This is a genomic window from Rhizobium sp. 42MFCr.1 (genome assembly GCF_000377185.1).
Taxonomy (GTDB): domain Bacteria; phylum Pseudomonadota; class Alphaproteobacteria; order Rhizobiales; family Rhizobiaceae; genus Rhizobium; species Rhizobium altiplani.
Genome location: NZ_KB897838.1, coordinates 62,561 through 81,648, shown reverse-complemented (window position 1 = coordinate 81,648; position 19,088 = coordinate 62,561). Strand labels below are relative to the sequence as shown.

The window sequence follows — 19,088 nt, the reverse complement described above, 5'->3', positions numbered from 1 at the left end:
CTGGAGGACCTTTCGGCTTCTGTCGGAATGATTACCGCTCACACTTAAAAAACGTCTAAAATTTAGAAGAAATTCATCCAATCCTACAACTTTTTATAAGCCATAACTCGCAGGACCTTACCCGCTGAAGGCGCGGTTCATTCTGCCGCCTCCAGCCGACCTGCCTTGGCGGCAGGGCGCGGACGCGATGCGTGCGCCATTTCTTCGTGGAGCCGCTCCTCTTCGTGAGCATGCGGCTTCGCGAAGCGGGCAATCAGCAGGTAAGCGACCGGCGTAATGTAGAGCGTCACCAGTGTCGCAAAGCCAAGCCCTCCAACGATAACCCAGCCAAGCGCAACGCGCGCTTCCGCGCCAGCGCCATGGGCGAAGACCAGCGGAACGCCGCCGAGGATCGTCGCTATCATGGTCATCATCACGGGGCGCAGGCGTAGCGCGCACGCCTTCTCAATCGCCGTGCGCACCTCCTCGCCGCGATCGCGGAGTTGGTTGGCAAATTCAACGATCAGAATACCGTTCTTCGCCATCACGCCCACAAGCAGAACAAGGCCGATCTGGCTGTAGATATTGAGGCTCGACCCGGTAATGATCAGCGCGAAGACGGCGCATGCCAGCCCGAGCGGAACCGTCGACATGATGATAACCGACGACAGCACACTCTCGAACTGCGCGGCCAGAACCAGGAAGATGATGACGATTGCAAAGCCAAAGGTCAGTGCCATGCCGCTTGAGTTCTCCTCCAGCGTCGCCGCCTCGGCAAGTGGCACGAGACGCGCACCGGCAGGCAGGATCGATTTGGAGATCGCGGTTACTTCCTTGACGGCATCTCCGAGCGAAAGACCATTCTTCAGGCCGGCCGTGATCGCTACCGACGCAAGCTGCTGTTCGCGGTTCAATTGCGGCGCGACCGAGCTCTCCGTCAGTGACGCGATTACAGACATCGGCACGATCTTGCCATCGCCCGTCTTCAGGAAGACGTTCTCTAGATCCGTCGGATCGTCGAGTGGTCGGGTGTTCGACGTGAGCAGCACCGGATAGGCTTCGCCCTTGACGAAAACGTCAACGACCGATCGCCCTTCCAGGAGCGACTGCATAGCCGTTGAAAGGCCGGTGATGTCGATCCCGAGATCGGAGGCACGCTCGCGGTCGATCGTCACCGACACCTGGGCCTGGGTCGGTTCGTTGGTCAGTCGCGGCGTATCGTAATGGCCCGTGGCGTCGAGGGCCTGCACCAGTTGAGCAGCCGCAGTCGTCAGAGCCTCGTGATCGTTGCCGACCAAGGCCATCTGCAGTCCGTTGCCGGCGCCGCGGATGCGCAGGCTGTTCGATTGGATCGCATTGCCGCGCAGCGCCGGAACCCTTGCTGCGGCCCGGTTGATATCGGCCACGATCTCCGCCTGTGTGCGATGGCGTTCACCCCACGGCGCCAGCGTCAGCACCATGAAGCCGCTGTTGACCTGTCCGCCCTGTCCCGAGATCGAAAAGACATTGCTGATATCGCCGCTATTGACAAGCGGCTGGAGATATTCCTCCACCCGTTGCATCTTGTCGCGCGTGTATTCGAGACTTGACCCCTGCGGCGTGGTCAGGCGCATCATCACCATCGCGCGGTCTTCGTTCGGCGTCAGCTCGCTTCGAACCGTCTGGAAAGCAAGAACAGCGGCACCGGCAAAAAGCAACGAAGCGACGATGACCACAAGCGGTGCATTCAGGCAGGCGTGCAGCGACCATCGGTAGGCGTCGGCGAACCACCTTCCGAAACGGCCAAGAAGGCCATGGTCCTCAAGCATCTCCTTCGTCAGTATCCGTGAAGCCAACATCGGACATAGCGTCAGGGCAACGATGGATGAGAGGCCAACCGAGAAAGCCAGCACGAAGCCGAATTCGCGGAACAGACCACCCACCTGCCCCGGCAGGAAGGAAAGCGGAATAAAGACCGCTGCAAGCGTCGCGGTCGTGGCGATAACAGCAAAGAACACTTCGCGCGTGCCGAGCACGGCAGCCGCTCGAGGTCCCATGCCTTCCGAACGGCGGCGAACGATGTTTTCGAGAACGACGATCGCGTCGTCAACGACAAGGCCGGTCGCCAACACGATCGCTAGCAGCGTCAGGATGTTGATCGAGAAGCCGACGAGATAGACCGCTGCCAGGGTTCCGATCAGCGCAACCGGCATGCTGACGGCAGGGATAATCGTCGCACGCCAGTCCCGCAGAAAGAGATAGATGACGCCGGTGACGATGACCGCGGCCAGGATGAGCGCCAGCACCACTTCATGGATCGCGCCCTGGATGAAGACGGCGTCATCGCTGGTGATGGCGACCCGCGTGCCTTCGGGAAGCGTTCTTGAAAGCTCGGCGACGGCGTCCTTGATGCCGTTGGAGATGTTCAGCGTATTCGATTGTGCCTGGCGGATGACGCCGAGGCCGATGCCGGGAACGCCGTTCGAGCGCAGCGCCGTCTGCCCGTCGCGCGGTCCGAGGGTAACATTTGCCACATCGCCGAGACGCACGTGGTTCTGCAGGATGACGTTGGAGAAATCCTCCGGCGTCTGCAAACTTGCCATCGCGCGGACAACGATCGTCTGCGTCGGGCTCTTTAGCGATCCGGCCGGCACGTCGAGAGCAGCGCTTGAAAGCACCTTCGTCAGATCGCCAACGGTCAGCCCGCGACTGGCCAGTTCGCTCTGGTTCACGTCGACGCGGAAGACCTTCTCCTGGTCGCCGTAGGTTTCGACATCGGCAACGCCATCGACCGAGGCAAGCCGGTCGATGACCTGGTTCTCGACGAGAAGCGTCAGATCGTCCATGTTCAGTTTCGACGACGTAACGGCAAGACGCATGATCGGCTGAGAGTCGGAATCCGCCTTGACGATCTGCGGCGCATCCGCCTCTTCGGGAAGACGGTCGGCAATACGGCCGATGGCATCTCGCACGTCGTTTGCCGCTACCGCGAGATCGACGGAGTCAGAGAATTCGAGCGTCACCCGGCTCTGGCCGAACTGAGAACTGGAGGAAATGGATTTGAGGCCGCTGACGCGTGCGGCAGCGCCCTCGATCACCTTCGTCAGTTCCTGGTCGATAGTCTGTGGCGAGGCACCGTCGAAAGTCGTGCGCACCGTCACCACGGGTCGGTCGACATCGGGCAGTTCGCGCACTTCGATCCCGGCATAGGCTGCAAGGCCGGCAACGATCATCAGGGCGTTGAAGACAAGCGCAAGGATCGGGCGCCTGACAAACAGCGCGGTGAAGGTCTGTTTGCCGGAAGCCGGCTTCTCCTGCATCTCGGTCACGGTCATTGCGTGACTGGCTCCGAATTCGACGCCACTTCGCCGGCCACCCGTACCGCGCCACCTTCACGGACACGCTGCAGCCCTTCGGTGACGATTGCATCGCCATCGTCCAGATCGGCCTTGACGAGAATATAGTCGGGATTGCGCTGCACGATGCTGACACGCACCTTGCCGGACTTGCGGTCGACGACCTGCCAGACGAACGCGCCTTGCGAATCCCACTGGACTGAGAGCGGATCGACCGCGGGATACTGGTCGCCGCCAAACCGCATCCCGACATTGAACGACATGCCGGCGCGCAGTTCGTCCGATGCGTTGTCGATCCGGGCCCGCACGCGCATTGTCCGGCTGGCGGCGTCAATGCGGTTGTCGATTGCCTCGACCGCGCCCGAGAATACCCGACCTGGCCGTGCCACCGACGTTGCCTCCACGGGCTGGCCGACCGTGATCGTGTTGGCGAAGCGTTCCGGCACCCAGTAGTCGACCAGGATTTCGGTCCGGTCGTCGAGGGTCGCGACCGGTGTCGTCGTCGAAACGTTGTCGCCGACGTTGACCGGGATGATGCCGACAATGCCATCGATCGGCGCGACAATGCTGCGACGCTCGAGATTGAGTTCGGCGGCCTGCAGTTGAAGGCGTGCGCCTTGCTCGGCGATTTCGGCATCGAAGACATCCATGCGCGACACGCTGGATTTGATGTTGTGGTAGAGGCTGGATTTCTCGACGGCGCTTTTCAGCGCCACATCGGCCTGACCGCGAGCGATGACCTGCTCTTCGCTGTCTAGCTTTGCAAGCACCTGCCCCTTAGTGATCCTGTCGCCCGACTTGATCAGGATCTCGCGAATTGTCCCGCTTGCCTGCGGCATCACCACCACGGAGCGGATGGCGTCGCCCGTGCCGATGGCACTCAGCCGATCATTGACGACACCACGAACGACGGCCTGCGTGGCGACCAGAACGGGCGCGTTTGCTCCGCCGCTGCGACGTCTCGATTGCCCTTCCTCGCTCCCCACCGGCTTCGGTACAGCCTCACCGGGCGCCAGCTTTGAAACCTCTGAAAAGCCGGCCTTCCGTAGCGTCTCGCCAGCCCCTGGCACGAAGAAAACCCATCCAGCAAAGCCGGCCGCAATCACGACAAGGCAAACTATAAACTGCTTCCAAAATGGCATTCACGTCTCCAGAGGGACTCGAGGCTAGTCCAGGGTCTATCGAAAGAGGCGTTCGCAGGACAAATTGCCGCGCGTCTGCGACAATATTGTCTCTTTGCCGATCACCAGCAAGCGAATTGGTCCGGCATTACTGAATTGTAATTCAAGACTGAGTTACTGTCAGGCAACTCTCGACCGCCGCCTGCCGTGTTGTAGAATTTCATCGTCAACGTCAAATGACGGTTTTGTTTTCTGAGTTTTATTGACGATGTTTGCGCGCGACCGAGCCCGCCCTTACAGCGCACTGGGCAATTCCCGGGCAGGCCTGCTCGAATGCACTGCATAAGCTGAGGACAGCGGGTGCGGGGCGGAATGAAAGCAGAACATCTTTTCTGGTCTTTCGATCCCGAATCACTACATTACGCGCCATGAGCAATAGTTTCGACGATATCCCCTTCTTCGATGAAGAGCCGGGCGAGCCGCCGCGCAAGCAGCCGACCCCTGCCGCTCCAGCCGCCGGAGGGCTCGCCGCCCGTGCCATGGCAGCTCGCGATGGCGGCAGGCGCCCCGATTATCTTTCCGGCCTGAACCCTGAACAGACCGAAGCCGTCGAGACACTGGAAGGCCCCGTACTCGTGCTCGCCGGTGCGGGCACCGGCAAGACGCGCGTGTTGACGACGCGCATCGCCCATATCCTGAACACTGGACGCGCTTTCCCCTCGCAGATCCTTGCCGTGACCTTCACCAACAAGGCCGCCCGCGAGATGAAGGAACGTATTGCCGTGCTCGTCGGCGGCGCCGTCGAGGGCATGCCCTGGCTCGGCACCTTTCACTCGATCGGCGTCAAGCTTCTGCGCCGCCATGCCGAACTCGTAAACCTGCGCTCCGACTTCACGATCCTCGACACCGATGATGTCGTCCGGCTGATCAAGCAGCTGATCCAGGCGGAAGGCCTCGATGACAAGCGCTGGCCTGCCAAGCAGTTCGCCGGAATGATCGATGGCTGGAAGAACAAGGGCCTCGGCCCTGGCGACATTCCCGAGGGCGACGCCCGCGCCTTTGCCAACGGCAAGGGCCGCGAACTCTACTTTGCCTATCAGCAACGGCTCTCGACGCTGAACGCCTGCGATTTCGGCGATCTCCTGATGCACCCGATCGCGATCTTCCGGAAAAACCCGGATCTTCTCAAGGAGTATCACGGCCGCTTCCGCTACATCCTTGTCGACGAGTATCAGGACACCAACACAGCCCAGTACATGTGGTTGCGGCTGCTTGCCCAGCGCCCGAAGGGCGAGCCGCAGAACGTCTGCTGCGTCGGCGACGACGACCAGTCGATCTATGGCTGGCGCGGTGCCGAGGTGGACAACATCCTCCGCTTCGAGAAGGACTTCCCGGGCGCCAAGGTCATCAAGCTGGAGCGCAACTATCGTTCGACGGCGCATATCCTTGGCGCCGCCGGCCACCTGATCGCTCACAATGAAGGCCGCCTCGGCAAGACGCTTTTCACCGACCGCAGCGACCCCGATGACATCAAGGTCCAGGTGCACGCATCCTGGGATTCAGAGGTGGAAGCCAGGGAAATCGGCGAGGAGATCGAGCAACTTCAACGCGGCGGCGCCAATGGAAAGCGGCATTTGCTCAACGACATGGCGATCCTCGTGCGCGCCTCATTCCAGATGCGCGAGTTCGAAGACCGCTTCGTGACGCTCGGCCTCAACTACCGAGTCATCGGCGGCCCGCGCTTCTACGAGCGCCTCGAAATCCGCGATGCCATGGCCTACTTCCGCCTCGTCGCCCAGCCTGCCGACGACCTCGCCTTCGAGCGCATCATCAACACCCCGAAGCGCGGTCTTGGCGATACGACGGTGCGCGCCCTCCACGATTATGCCCGCGCCCGCGACATTCCGATGCTGGCCGCAGCCGCCGACATGATCGAAACCGACGAGCTGAAGCCGAAGGCGCGCAAAGCTCTCTTCGACGTCGTCCAATCATTCCGCCGCTGGCAGGAAATGCTGGAAAACACCCAGCACACTGAGCTTGCCGAGCAGATCCTTGAAGAGTCGGGTTACACCGACATGTGGAAGAACGATAAGTCGGCGGACGCGCCGACCCGCCTCGAAAACCTGAAGGAACTCATTCGCTCGATGGAGAGCTTCGAGTCGATGCGTGGTTTCCTCGAGCACGTCGCGCTTGTCATGGACGCCGAGCAGAACGAAAACCTCGACGCCGTCTCGATCATGACGTTGCATTCCGCCAAGGGCCTGGAGTTCGATACCGTCTTCCTGCCGGGCTGGGAGGAAGGCCTGTTCCCGCACCAACGTTCACTGGACGAAAGCGGCCGCGCCGGCCTCGAGGAAGAACGCCGCCTTGCCTATGTCGGCATCACCCGCGCCAAGCGCCGCTGCCACATCTGGTTCGTCTCCAACCGGCGCATCCACGGTCTCTGGCAGTCGACCATCCCTTCGCGGTTCCTCGACGAACTGCCGGAAATGCATGTCGAGGTGGCGGAAGCCGAGCAGAGCTACGGCGGCTATGGTCGCGGTGGCTACGGCCAGTCCCGTTTCGACAAGGCTGACCCCTTCGCCAACTCCTATTCGACGCCCGGCTGGAAGCGTGCCCAGCAGAACAAGACGGACGCCACCCGCGACAACTGGGGCACACGTTCTGGCCACGCCGTCGAACGCATCGGCTACGGCGAAAGCGGCCCGCGCAGCCGCACCATCGATGGCGAACTCGTGGCGAAATCAACCGCCGCCGAGCCCTCGAAATTCAAGACCGGCGATCGCGTCTTCCACCTCAAATTCGGCAACGGCAACATCGTGGAGATCGAGGGCAACAAGCTGACGATCGAGTTCGACCGGGCAGGCCAGAAGCGCGTCTTGGATGGGTTTGTGGAGAGGGTTTCCTAAAGCGGAACCGCCAACTCACTGACCTCAGATAATGTACCAACAACTGCAGCAAACGACAGCGCGGCTTGCCTCACCCTTTCGTGACTTCGTTTACTGCCCCGCGTCCCGCATACTGAACTCCCGCGCGCATCGATCGCGGGAGAGAAGGAGGACGCAGATGAAACGTTATTCGCTGCCTCTGATCGTAGCCTCGCTCATGATTGCGGTGTTGAGCAGTCCGACCGTCGCATTTGCCTGCAGCAAGATCATCCTAGGGACCTGATCCCGCAGGTACACGAACGACTACCGACAAGCGAGGAAGTCCGAATTCTTGGAGCGGGCGTGGCGCCCGCTCACCCCAGGATCGGCATCGATCCCAACCCCAGTATGTCGTTGAGCAATGCGAGCCCGATCCCGGCGGCGACGACCGCGATTCCGATCAGGAACAGGCGCCTCGCCCGATCGTACTTGGCCGCAATCAGCGAGTCCCTGGCCAGCAGATCGGCAAAGACCTTGACCTGCAAGGCAATCCCTACCGTCAGCAGCAACATCGGCAGGATATCGATCCGGCTCCAGTCGTTCGGATTCGAAGCCCAACGGCTCATGAAACTCAGGGAAAAACCGAGAATGATGCCGGCTGCCGTCAGTGACCCGTTGCGAAAGGTCGCATCGATCTTCTCATCAGGACCGGGCTCGGTCGTTGGCTTTCGCTTCAGGTCATCCTCTGCAGCCATCAGGCACAGCCTTCCGCGGCAAATGTCGCACCGCGCTCTTCAAGGAGGCGCCGCAACACGCTTCGATGGCAGCGGCTCTCGGTCTCGCAGTAGCATCCGATTGAAAAATGACTGGCATGCGAAAGCGTGGCGAGCAGGTCTAGCACATGGCTCGCCTCCGGCACTTTCATTTCCTTCGTGAAGCTGCGGACGAAGGCCGCCCACTCGGCGTCAGTCGTCGCGGCCTTCGCTTCCGTCACAAGGGGCTGGCTCGGCGAAAGCACCGGCAGCCAGACGTCATAGTAGTTGCGGCTGGAAAATTCTTCCTTCGGCACGCCCCGTGGCGGTCGGCGGACGGTACCGATCCGCACCCCCTCGCCTTCTGCCCGCGGCGAACCCAATTGCACGACCCTGATTGCCACGACGCCCTCCATCGACCTGCCGCGATATTTACCGCAAGGGCCGCCGCCTCACCAGCCTCCAGAGGAATGATCCGTCACCAGATCCCAGGCACCAGGCGCCATTGGACCTGGCTGCGGTACTCGGCATAGCCGACCAGATTGCCCACCAAATACCTCTCCTCATCTAGGAGGCGGGCGACCAGACCACCAATGACGGGAGCCAACACAAGCAGACCCCAATAGGAAGCCAGCGCCAAGGGCACGCCAAAAAACATCGCCAGCGCCGCGGCATACATCGGATGGCGCACCACGCCGTAGAGGCCGGTCGAAATCACCCGCTGCCCCGCCGTCACGCCGACTGTCGCCGCGGCAAACGAATTCTGCCGGAGCACGAAGAAGCAGCCGATAAAGCCGACCGCGATCAATGCATTGCCGAGAAGCACGATCGAGGCCGGAACGACCGACCAGCCGAACCTGTGGTCGAGCGCCGAAACGACGAAAAGCGCAAGGATCGCGATGCTGTTAAAGGACTGTATGCGCTTCTGCGATGGCTCGCGTTCCGCCGCCGGTCCGACACTCATGCGTTTCCGGACCAGTTCCGGGTCGCGCTTGACGAAATAGGCCGTGAGGACTGCGCACCACCCGCAGAAATGCACGAGAAACACCCAGCCTTGCCAGTAAGACAGGGATCCTGCCGCTAGGAAAATCATGACCAGCATGACGAGACAGAATTTGGCCGTCGCGACTGTCGCCTGTCGCCCGAGACTCTGAACGCTACTCACCATCATCACTCACTCGCACTGTCGCGGGCACAAGGTCTCCTATCTCTAGATTGGCCTGACTGAGCGCGCGTCAATGGCATGAATCGCACGAGGATCGGGAAACCGATCTTCGCCGCATCAAGTGAAGGTTTACGAATCATGCTTAAAAGCCGACGAACAACGCTGCGCCTCCACACATGCGACAACAAACCGAAAGTCTCATCATGAGCGACTCCGATATCTTCGACCTGTCACCGATCGCGATGTGGATCGAGGATTTCAGCGGGGTCAAGGCGCAATTCGATCGCTGGCGCGCTGAGGGCGTCGAAGACATCCGAGCTTACCTTAGAGAAGACACAACGCGCGTCGCCGCCTGCTCACAGCTTATCCGCGTGCTGCGCGTCAACCGAAAGACACTCGAACTCTTCGGGGCTAACGATCTCGACCACCTGGTCGCCAATCTCGGCCTGGTGTTTCGCGACGAGATGCTCGAAAGCCACGTCAACGAATTGGCAGAACTCTGGGATGGCAAGACCGAATTCACCAGCAGCGCGGTCAACTATACGCTGTCCGGCCGCAGGCTCGATATCCAGCTCCGTGGTTCGGTGCTGCCGGGCCATGAGCAGTCGCTTGCGCAGATAATGCTGACAACGGAAGATGTCACCGCACGTGAGGAAGCGCGCCGCAAGGAGCGCGAAAATCGCCGCTACGCCGAAGGCATCTTCGAGCATTCCCCGGTCTCGCTCTGGGTCGAGGATTTCAGCCAGATCAAACTGCTGATTGAGAATGTCCGCGATCGCGGCATCGACGATTTCAGGGTTTTCACCGATGTCCATCCCGAGTTCGTGCGTCAGTGCATGAGCGAGATCCAGGTGATCGACGTCAACCAGGCAACCCTCGACCTGTTCTGCGCACCCGACCGGCATACGCTTCTGCAGCGCATTGGCGATGTCTTCCGCGACGACATGGAAAAACACTTCCGCGAACAGCTGATCGAGCTTTGGAACGGCCGGCTCTTTCATCAGCGCGAAGTGATCAACTACGCCCTCGACGGCTCCGAGCGCTACGTCCTTCTGCAATTCTCCGTCCTTCCCGGCCACGAAGGCGACTGGGCACTTGTGCAGGTAGCCCTCACCGACATCACAGCGCGCAAGAAGGCCGAAGCTTACCTCGAATATCTCGGCAAGCACGACGTCCTGACCAAGCTTCACAATCGCGCCTTCTACGTGGACGAGTTGAACAGGCTCGAACGCAAGTCGCTGCGGCCGGTCTCGGCTGTCGTCATCGATCTCAACGGCCTGAAGGAGGCCAATGACCAGCTGGGACACGATGCCGGCGATGCGCTGCTGCGCCGTCTCGGCGAAGTTCTGAATGGCGCCGCCACACAGCCAAACCATGCTGCCCGCATCGGCGGCGACGAGTTTGCGGTGCTGATGCCCGGCGCCGACAAGCAGGCTGTCGCCGCAATGGTCGAGACCATCGGCGAGCTGCTGAAGATCAACAATCAGTTCTACTCCAATGCTCCGCTCAGCATATCGCTCGGTGTCGCGACAAGCGAGCCGGGGGAAACGATGGAAGCCATGGTGCGGCGTGCCGACATTGCGATGTACGCGCAGAAACGCGCCTATCACGCCAGCCGCAAGACAGAAGGACAAGGCAGCGTCGCGGCGAATGAAAAGTCCGCTTCGGCGGCCTGACCATTTCCCCGGCGCAGGAAATCTCTCCACGGTCTTGGAACGCCGGCGCAAGAACCGGCCGCGTCAGCACATGTTCGCAGGGGCGAACCACCCGCCGCAACGCACAATAAAAATCGTTTGAATACTACCAATTTGGTTTCAAATGGATATATGAGCCTTGTGGCTTGCTGCATGCCTCCTCCCAAGCGCCTTGCCGAGCCACCGCCGGCCCGCCGTTTCGACGGCTTCAAGAGAAAATTTCCGGCGCAACAAGAACAAGAGGTACAAGACTGTGGCTGGTATCATCACCAACAGTGCCGCGACGACGCGCCCGGCATCGGCTTCCCCGGCAGCGAGCTATCAATTTGCCCTCGTGGCCCTGACATCGTTGTTTTTCATGTGGGGTTTCATCACCTGCCTGAACGACATTCTCATTCCGCACCTGAAGAACGTCTTCCAGCTGAATTACACGCAATCGATGCTGATCCAGCTCTGCTTCTTCGGCGCATACTTCATCGTCTCCCTGCCCGCCGGCGCGCTCGTCAAGCGCATCACCTACAAGTGGGGGATCGTGACGGGCCTGATCATTTCCGCCATCGGTTGCGCGCTCTTCATTCCGGCCGCAAGCTACCGTGTCTATGCACTCTTCCTCGGCGCCCTCTTCGTGCTGGCAACTGGGATCACCGTGCTACAGGTCGCGGCAAACCCGTATGTCACGGTCCTCGGTCCACCCGACACCGCCGCAAGCCGCCTGACCTTGACACAGGCCTTCAACTCCCTCGGCACGACACTTGCCCCGATGTTCGGCGCAGTCCTGATCCTGTCTGCGACAGCGGCCGCCGTTGCGGGCACCACTCCGGAACAACTCGACGCCGTCAGGCTTGCCGAAGCGAGCGCTGTGAAGTTCCCCTATATGCTGCTGGCTGTCGCCTTCCTGTCACTCGCCGCGCTCTTTGCAGCCCTCAAGCTCCCCCAGGTTGAAGGTGCGGAAGATATTGAGCCGATCACCGGCGGCGGCTCGGCCTGGCAGTATCGCCATCTCGTGCTCGGCGCAATCGGCATCTTCCTCTATGTCGGCGCGGAGGTCAGCATCGGCAGCTTCCTGGTCAACTTCATGAGCCAGCCGGATATCGCAGGCTTTTCGGAAGCCGAGGCCGCCCATCATGTATCCTACTTCTGGGGCGGCGCGATGATCGGCCGGTTCATTGGTGCTGTCGTGATGCGCTACGTCGATGACGGCAACGCCTTGGCCTTCAATGCAGCCGCGGTCATCCTGTTGCTGTTACTCACCGTCTTCTCGGGCGGTCACGTCGCCATGTGGTCGGTCCTCGCAATCGGCCTCTTCAACTCGATCATGTTCCCAACGATCTTCAGTCTCGCACTGTACGGCCTTGGAAAATACACGAGCCAAGGCTCTGGAATCCTTTGCCTGGCAATCGTCGGCGGCGCCTTGCTGCCGCTTTTGCAAGGCGCCCTTGCTGACACGATCGGCATACATCTCGCCTTCCTGATGCCGGTTCTGTGCTATGCTTACATTGCCTTTTATGGGCTGAAGGGGCACCGGCCGACCTGACCATTTCAAGGCCCGCTTCGCCGCCCATGCGGCGAAGCGTTTCGGCGCTTGCGCCGTCCCTCGGCCCTTGGCATGTTGCAGTGCAAATCGAGGGAGTCGCACCGATGAAAGCCTTGCTTCTAGTCGATATTCAGAATGGCTTTTGCCCGGGCGGCAACCTGCCGGTGCCGGATGGCGACCAAGTGGTTCCCATCGCAAACCGCCTGATCGAGAGCGGCAAGTATGACCTGATCGTCGCCTCCCAGGACTGGCATCCTGCCGGCCATGGAAGCTTTGCCTCATCTCATCCCGGCAAGCAGCCGTTCGAACTAGGGACGCTCTCCGGCAAGCCGCAGATGATGTGGCCGGACCATTGCGTTCAAGGAACGGTGGACGCTGAACTGCATCCCGATCTCAAGACGGGCGAGATCGATCTCATCCTCCAGAAAGGCGAGAATCGCGGTGTCGACAGCTACTCGGCATTCCGCGACAACGATCAGGACGCCCTCACCGGGCTCGCCGACTTTCTCGAGGGGCAGGATGTCACGGAACTCGACGTTTGCGGTCTCGCAACCGACTATTGTGTGAAGTTCTCCGTCCTCGATGCGACCGAAATGATGCCCGGAGTGCGGGTTCGCTTTGTCGAAGATGCCAGCCGTGGGATCACGCCCGAAGGTGTTGCGACCGCGGTCAAGGAAATGCGCGAGCACGGCATCGACATCGTCACCAGCCGACAAATTTTGGAAGGCTGATCACTCCGTCGCAGTCCGCTGCAACTCATAGACGTCCTCGGAAAGGTCATCCATGCGTCTCGCAAGCGCGACTTGCGCATCCTCGAGCCCCTTCTTGTAGTAAGCGGCGCCAACTTCCTTCGCGAAAAACTCGAGAACAAACTCCGCTTTCAGGAGGCCGATCGGTTGGTCCAACTCACTATCGAAATAGTGCTGGATCCGCGCAATGAGTTCGGCCTTTTCCTCTTTCGAAAGTTCGATCCGGGTCATCTTTGTTCCTCGAACGGCAATCAGTCGCGTGTGCATCGTTCAGCGAAATCGATCGGTCAATCAAGGAAATTTGCTTGCGGCGGATACCGCCCGTCCCTAGACGGGGGACAAAATTCCAGAAGGATTATCGCCGATGAGTCGCGCTGATTTTTTCGACGGCTTGCGCGGTGGCTCAGCCATTGCGATGGCCTCGGCCCCGTTTGGGGCATTGTTTGGAGCGCTCGCAGTCGATAACGGCATGTCGCTCGCGGAAGTGACCTTCATGAGCGCCACGGTCTATGCCGGCGCGAGCCAGATGGTCGGCCTCGAACTGTTCGGCCATAACGTCCAGGCGTGGCTGATCGTCGCCTCCATCCTGGCCGTCAACTTTCGCCATGTCCTCTATTCGGCGGCCATCGCCCCTTACATCAAGCATTTTTCGCCGCTCCAGAAATTCTTCACCTTTTTCCTGCTGGTCGATCCGCAGTTTGCCGAAACGCTGAAGCGCGGCGAAGCCGGCAAGCCGGTCACCTTTGTCTGGTACCTCGGCTTCGGCATCATCATCTACATCCCCTGGGTCCTGGTGAGCCTGCTCGGCGGGCTGCTCGGCAACTACATCGGCGACCCGAAGTTGATCGGTCTCGACATCCTGCTGCCGGCCTACTTCCTCGGCATCGTCCTGGATTTCCGCCATCGCGACAACTTTCTGCCGGTCGCCGCCGTCAGTGCGGTCGCCTCTGTTGTCGCCTATCACTATGTCGGCTCACCTTGGCACGTCAGCCTGGGTGCCGCAGCGGGAATCATCCTTGCCGCCCTGTTCCCACCGCCGCCCCACGAACAGGAACTCGAATCCGATCTGCACGAGGTATGACGATGGCCTTCGATCTTCATATGGCACTCGTGATCGTCGCTGCGGCGGTTGCAACCTACGCAACCCGCATCGGCGGCTATATCCTCATCACCACGATGAAGCGCATTCCGCCACGCATGGAGGCCGCACTTGCTGCGGTCCCAGCCGCAGTCTTGACGACGCTTGTCGCGCCGGCCTTCTTCATCGGGGGCTGGGATTCGAAGCTGGCCCTGCTCGTCGCACTCGTCGTTGGCCTGCGGGCCTCGCACACCTGGATGCTGATCGTCGCGTGGCTCTTCGTTCTGGGCTGGCGTCACACGATCGGCATGTGACGCCATCGGCGGCGAGCAAGGCCGCCTGGCTCAGTATTCCAGCGGCAAGGTCGAGTTCTCCAGCCACGCCTTGACGTCGTGGTCGTGGATCAGCGGCATCAGCGCCTCCCGCGTGCGCTCATGATAATTGTTGAGCCAATGCAACTCGTCATGGTTCAGAAGTTCTGGAATGACGAGGCTGCGATCGATCGGGCAGAAGGTCAGCGTCTCGAACCCGAGCATTGGCGTGTCGCCGCCATCGATTGCCTCTGCCTCGCGGACGTAGATCAGGTTCTCGATGCGGATGCCGAAAGCGCCGGGACGGTAGTAGCCGGGCTCGTTCGAGAGGATCATCCCCGGCAGTAATTCCTGCGTTGATAACCTGGCGATGCGCTGCGGACCTTCATGCACCGAAAGGTAGGACCCGACACCGTGGCCGGTGCCATGGGCGAAATCGGCCCCCGCCCGCCAGAGCGCGATGCGGGCCAGCGGATCGAGATCGCAGCCGCGGGTGCCTTTCGGAAAACGCGCGGTGCTGATCTGGATCATGCCCTTCAGCACCAGCGTGAAGAAGCGCTTGTGCTCCTCGGTGACCGAACCGATCCCGACGGTGCGGGTAATGTCCGTCGTGCCGTTGATGTACTGGGCGCCGGAGTCGATCAGGAAAAGCTCCCCGGCTTCCAGCTTGCGGTTCGTTTCCGTCGTGACGCGATAGTGCATGATCGCCGCGTGCTCGCCGGCACCGGAAATCGTATCGAACGAAATGTCCTTCAGCGGGTTCTGCATGCTCTGCCCGACACGGGCGCGCGCTGCTTCGAGCTTCTCCGCCACGTCGATTTCCGTCACGGTCCCGGGCTTGACTTGCGACAGCCAGTAGAGAAACTCGACCATCGCTGCGCCATCCTGCAGATGCGCGGCCGCGGAACCGTTAATCTCAACGTTGTTCTTCACCGCTCGCGGAAGCTTTGCGGGATCATTCCCTTCCACGACTTCGCCACCTCCCTTGCGAATGATCTCCGCCAGGGCATACGAGGTGAGGTCAGGATCCACGAAGACGCGACCACCATCCTTTGCAACAGCTGACAGTTTCTTTTCGAGCTCCGACGGCGGAAGCTGCATGCACATCTGAGCGAGATAGGCTTCGGGTTCGATACCGGTCTTGCGCTTGTCGAGGAAGAGGTCCGCCTTGCCATCGGCATAGATGATCGCCCGCGCCAGCGGGTGCGGCGTGTGCGGGACATCGGCACCGCGGATATTGAAGATCCAGGCGACCGAAGACGGATCCGCGATCAGCGCCGCCTTGAGGTTCTTCTTTGCAAGATCGGCCGCGACCGTTGCGATCTTGTCGGTTGCGAGCACGCCCGCCTGGACGATGTTCTGGATTGTCACCTGCCCCAACGGCTCCTGCGGCCGGTCGCTCCAGAGTTTGTCCAGAGGATTGTGAGGCAGGACAACGAGCGAACCGCCAATTTCTGCAAGCGCCTTTTCAAGTCGCCGCACCTCCGCCCCGGAGTGCAGCCAGGGATCAATGCCAAGACGCAAGCCCTTGGAGCCATTCTTTGCAAGCCAGGCATGAGGCGGCTCGTTCACAAGGTCCCCACCGGTGAAGAGCGCGTTGTCGACTTGCTCGGCAAGTTGCGTCACGTAGCGCCCGTCCACGTAGACAATCGCCTCCGAACGCGTCACCAGCGCGACCCCCGCCGAGCCCGTGAAACCCGTCAGCCACGACAAGCGTTCCGAGCAAGCTGGCACGTATTCGCCGTTAAACTCGTCGGCGCGCGGCACCAGAAAGGCGTCGATGCCAAGCGCATCAAAGCTTGCGCGCAGGGCCGAAACGCGATCGCGGCCGAATTGTGGCGTCGAGGTGACTTCGAAAGACTGGAACATGCTCAATAACCCGTTTTTTTGGACGATCCCCTCAGCGAAGAGATTCGGCTATGGTATCGGAATTTCAGGAGAATACGAGAAATTGCGACGCGATACCTGAGTGAGAGCCGCGCAATAATTCGGCGGAAATGAGGCGCCGATTCACAAACTGGCACGCTTTATGCATTCTCTGCATGGCTCCCATGAAGGAAACCCTCTCCCTCAGCTTTTCTAAATCGCTATATAGGCGCCATCAGACGGGTTCGAGACGAACCTGAAACGAAACAAAAGGAATTTGGATATGACTGCCCCTCTGTCGCGCTTCGCTTACAGCAGCCCGGTGCAGGCTGGCGAGCGCCAGACTGTGCGTCACATCATCGGCTCGCGCCGTCCGCCGCATGAGGACACCCTCAAGCTGCTCGGCGCCGGCCACAGGGTTACGCGCCATCAGGTCGCAACCAGCTACACGTTCTGAGCAACTCGCCGCTCCCTTCTCCTCCTCCCTCACGGGATCGGCGATCAGAACAGTAGAAGCCCGCTCGAGCGCTCCTCCTCCTTCGAGCTCGCGGGCACTGACCGGGAAACTGGTCTCAAGGCGGTGCCATTGGCACCGCCTTTTCTTTTGCCTTCATCTCAAGGGCGGTCGAGATGGATCGTCACCCAACCGTTTCGCCAGATCGTGCGGACATGCCGCAGGTGCGCACCATTATAGGCGGCAAGCACCTTCCAGCGTTGCGCGGCCAGAATGCCGGAGAGGATGACCGACCCTCCCGGCGCCAGGTGGTTGACGAGCTGCGGCGCCATCTTGATCAGCGGTCGCGCGAGGATGTTGGCGATGATGAGATCGAAGGGACCATGTGTGGAAAAGGCCGTCGAGTGAAAACCCGGCGCTGTCGCCGTCGAGATACCGGACGCAATCCCGTTGCTTCTGATGTTCTCGGCCGCGACCCGAGTTGCGACCGGGTCGATATCGGTGGCGAGAACGGGAATGTTACGCAGCTTCCTCACGGCAATCGCCAGAACGCCGCTACCGGTTCCGAGGTCGAGCGCATTCCGCACGGAGCGGGAACGAAGAACGCGATCGATCGTCTCCAGGCAGCCAGCCGTCGTACCGTGGTGACCCGTACCGAACGCCTGGCCCGCATCGATCTCGATCGCAATGTCCCCGGGCCGTACCTTGTCGCGGTCGTGCGAGCCATGGACGAGGAACCGCCCTGCCCGAACCGGCTTCAGGCCCTCGAGTGACTTGGCGACCCAATCGACGTCAGGGATCACCTCGCGTTCGACCTTGGCGTCGGGAAAGCTCGTCTTCAGCGCGTCTTCGACACGCGCGCGAACCTGCGCCTCGTCTTCACGCATCATGTAGACGGAGGCTTCCCAAATGTCCTTCTTCTCGTCGATTTCAGTCGTCGCGATCGCGAAGTCTTCTTCGCCGAAGACCTCGGACAGCAGGTCCAGAATCTCACCGGCCTGCACTTCGGTCGTCGTCACATAAAGGCGTATTTCACTCACAATCACTCTTTCTTTTATGGGGCGCCATCGATCCAGGGCGGCGACTGCGTATCATATCCGGAAACACCGTGAAGCAATTTTTGTCGGAATGCAGGTATCCGCAAAAGAACCGGTACGGCAAGATTGCGGATCGCGATTGCCATCGGATGTGTCATTGTGATTAGCGATGTCAATTGATGGGTCTGCTTCAGCACCGTCGTCACAGCAGGCATCCTGAGCACCGCATACTCCTGCTCCCGCCTCTCCGAGATCAGCCAGGCCAACCAGCATGCGTCTTCGATGCCAAGGTTCATCCCCCGCGCCCCGGCAGGCGAATGAATGTGCGCAGCATCCCCGGCAAGGAAAACGTTGCCCCTCGCCATTACCTCGGCACGACGAAAGTGAATGCGAAAATCGGACGCCCAGACCCGCTCAGCAATGGGCGCGGGATGCTCGATGCGGCTCTCGAAATCGGGGAGCGTCGAAATGTAGCGCAGCACGTCACGCGTCACAGGCAAGCGCCCGATCATGCCAGGATCGAACAGGCTGATCTCGGCAAAGCTGGGATCGACCGGTCCGGCGTAGCGAAAATCCGCCAGGTAAAAGCTGCTCTCCAGCACCTGCCCGGGGAAACCGATGCCGAGGGCTTCTCGCACCGTTGAATGGGACCCGTCGGCCGCGATCACGATATCGAAATCCGCGGTTTCGACCGAACCATCCAGCTTCCTTAGCGTCACCTTCGGTTTCGAAAGATCGCCGGAAACCGCCTCCACGACGGTTTGCCACTCCGGAGCAATCTCGTAGTCGGAAAGCTTGCCGAGCAGCAGCCGCTCGGTATGCCCTTGCGCCAGCGCATGGATGGCACTGTAGGGACCGGGAACCTCCGTGGTGTCGATGTCGGCAAGGACCTTGCCTTTGGCGGCGATCCGGAAGTGCTGTATCTGCTGCGCTTCCTGCAGGATCGTGTCCGTCACACGCGAAGGTGAAAGCAGCGTCAGCGTTCTGGCATTGATGCCGAGAGCACGGCTTTCCGTTAGGGGCACCGGTCCGGCGTCGCTATCGACGATGCGCGGGAGGTGGCCGCGGCGGGCGAGTTCAAGAGCAGCAGTCAGACCAGTCGCACCGGCTCCGGCGATCAAGATGCTGCGATGCCCTGACGCCATG

At 60.8% G+C, this 19,088-nt stretch carries 16 protein-coding genes; 7 read left to right on the top strand and 9 right to left on the bottom strand.

Annotation, left to right across the window (positions count from 1 at the left end; genetic code table 11):
* Window positions 1–137 precede the first annotated feature (137 nt).
* Together C934_RS0119760 and C934_RS0119755 are read right to left on the bottom strand one after the other, a co-directional pair.
* Complete coding sequence (locus C934_RS0119760; RefSeq protein ID WP_018858359.1) at window positions 138–3,293, bottom strand: efflux RND transporter permease subunit; 3,156 nt, start codon at window positions 3,291–3,293, stop codon at window positions 138–140.
* On the bottom strand, window positions 3,290–4,456 hold the full coding sequence (locus tag C934_RS0119755; RefSeq protein WP_018858358.1) for an efflux RND transporter periplasmic adaptor subunit: 1,167 nt from the start codon (window positions 4,454–4,456) through the stop codon (window positions 3,290–3,292). Before C934_RS0119755 ends, C934_RS0119760 begins: the two co-directional genes overlap by 4 nt.
* Before the next feature lie 407 nt (window positions 4,457–4,863).
* Here C934_RS0119755 and C934_RS0119750 point away from each other — a divergent pair, with 407 nt between their 5' ends.
* Complete coding sequence (locus C934_RS0119750; protein ID WP_018858357.1) at window positions 4,864–7,344, top strand: ATP-dependent helicase; 2,481 nt, start codon at window positions 4,864–4,866, stop codon at window positions 7,342–7,344.
* Window positions 7,345–7,676: 332 nt separating this feature from the next.
* Here C934_RS0119750 and C934_RS0119740 read toward each other — a convergent pair whose 3' ends face one another.
* From C934_RS0119740 to C934_RS0119730, 3 genes are all read right to left on the bottom strand, one after another.
* Window positions 7,677–8,057 (bottom strand): hypothetical protein, encoded by a 381-nt coding sequence (locus C934_RS0119740; protein WP_018858355.1) that lies wholly within the window; start codon window positions 8,055–8,057, stop codon window positions 7,677–7,679.
* Window positions 8,057–8,458, bottom strand: a complete 402-nt coding sequence (locus C934_RS0119735; RefSeq protein ID WP_026371947.1) for a DUF488 domain-containing protein — start codon at window positions 8,456–8,458, stop codon at window positions 8,057–8,059. The genes C934_RS0119740 and C934_RS0119735 overlap by 1 nt, the downstream gene beginning before the upstream one ends.
* Window positions 8,459–8,532: 74 nt before the next feature.
* Window positions 8,533–9,225, bottom strand: coding sequence for a methyltransferase family protein (locus C934_RS0119730; RefSeq protein WP_018858353.1), 693 nt, complete (start codon window positions 9,223–9,225; stop codon window positions 8,533–8,535).
* 197 nt (window positions 9,226–9,422) lie between these two features.
* On the opposite strand from C934_RS0119730, the gene C934_RS0119725 reads away from it, so the two are divergent.
* The 3 genes from C934_RS0119725 (at window position 9,423) to pncA (ending at window position 13,178) form a co-directional block, all read left to right on the top strand.
* A complete protein-coding gene (locus tag C934_RS0119725; RefSeq protein WP_018858352.1) occupies window positions 9,423–10,895 on the top strand; it encodes a sensor domain-containing diguanylate cyclase in 1,473 nt (490 codons plus the stop codon).
* Between the two features lie 280 nt (window positions 10,896–11,175).
* Window positions 11,176–12,447, top strand: coding sequence for a sugar MFS transporter (locus tag C934_RS0119720; protein WP_198011821.1), 1,272 nt, complete (start codon window positions 11,176–11,178; stop codon window positions 12,445–12,447).
* A gap of 104 nt (window positions 12,448–12,551) precedes the next feature.
* Window positions 12,552–13,178, top strand: coding sequence for a bifunctional nicotinamidase/pyrazinamidase (gene pncA / locus C934_RS0119715; protein ID WP_018858350.1), 627 nt, complete (start codon window positions 12,552–12,554; stop codon window positions 13,176–13,178).
* Here pncA and C934_RS0119710 read toward each other — a convergent pair whose 3' ends face one another.
* Window positions 13,179–13,427 (bottom strand): DUF2164 domain-containing protein, encoded by a 249-nt coding sequence (locus C934_RS0119710; RefSeq protein ID WP_018858349.1) that lies wholly within the window; start codon window positions 13,425–13,427, stop codon window positions 13,179–13,181.
* Window positions 13,428–13,560: 133 nt separating this feature from the next.
* On the opposite strand from C934_RS0119710, the gene C934_RS0119705 reads away from it, so the two are divergent.
* Together C934_RS0119705 and C934_RS0119700 are read left to right on the top strand one after the other, a co-directional pair.
* Window positions 13,561–14,277, top strand: a complete 717-nt coding sequence (locus tag C934_RS0119705; protein ID WP_018858348.1) for an AzlC family ABC transporter permease — start codon at window positions 13,561–13,563, stop codon at window positions 14,275–14,277.
* A 2-nt stretch (window positions 14,278–14,279) separates the two neighbouring features.
* On the top strand, window positions 14,280–14,588 hold the full coding sequence (locus C934_RS0119700) for an AzlD domain-containing protein (RefSeq protein WP_025659392.1): 309 nt from the start codon (window positions 14,280–14,282) through the stop codon (window positions 14,586–14,588).
* A gap of 30 nt (window positions 14,589–14,618) precedes the next feature.
* Here the strand turns inward: C934_RS0119700 and C934_RS0119695 are convergent, their stop codons facing one another.
* Window positions 14,619–16,454 carry an aminopeptidase P family protein gene (locus C934_RS0119695; protein WP_018858346.1) on the bottom strand — a complete coding sequence of 612 codons (1,836 nt, stop codon included), beginning with the start codon at window positions 16,452–16,454 and terminating at the stop codon, window positions 14,619–14,621.
* Window positions 16,455–16,734: 280 nt separating this feature from the next.
* On the opposite strand from C934_RS0119695, the gene C934_RS35215 reads away from it, so the two are divergent.
* Window positions 16,735–16,908: a hypothetical protein gene (locus C934_RS35215; protein WP_018858345.1), complete on the top strand. Its 174-nt coding sequence runs from the start codon at window positions 16,735–16,737 to the stop codon at window positions 16,906–16,908.
* A gap of 158 nt (window positions 16,909–17,066) precedes the next feature.
* Here C934_RS35215 and C934_RS0119685 read toward each other — a convergent pair whose 3' ends face one another.
* Entirely contained in the window at window positions 17,067–17,945 is an 879-nt protein-coding gene (locus tag C934_RS0119685; protein ID WP_026371944.1) for a 50S ribosomal protein L11 methyltransferase, read from the bottom strand.
* A 14-nt stretch (window positions 17,946–17,959) separates the two neighbouring features.
* On the bottom strand, window positions 17,960–19,087 hold the full coding sequence (locus tag C934_RS0119680; protein ID WP_018858343.1) for an FAD-dependent oxidoreductase: 1,128 nt from the start codon (window positions 19,085–19,087) through the stop codon (window positions 17,960–17,962).
* Window position 19,088: the final 1 nt, after the last annotated feature.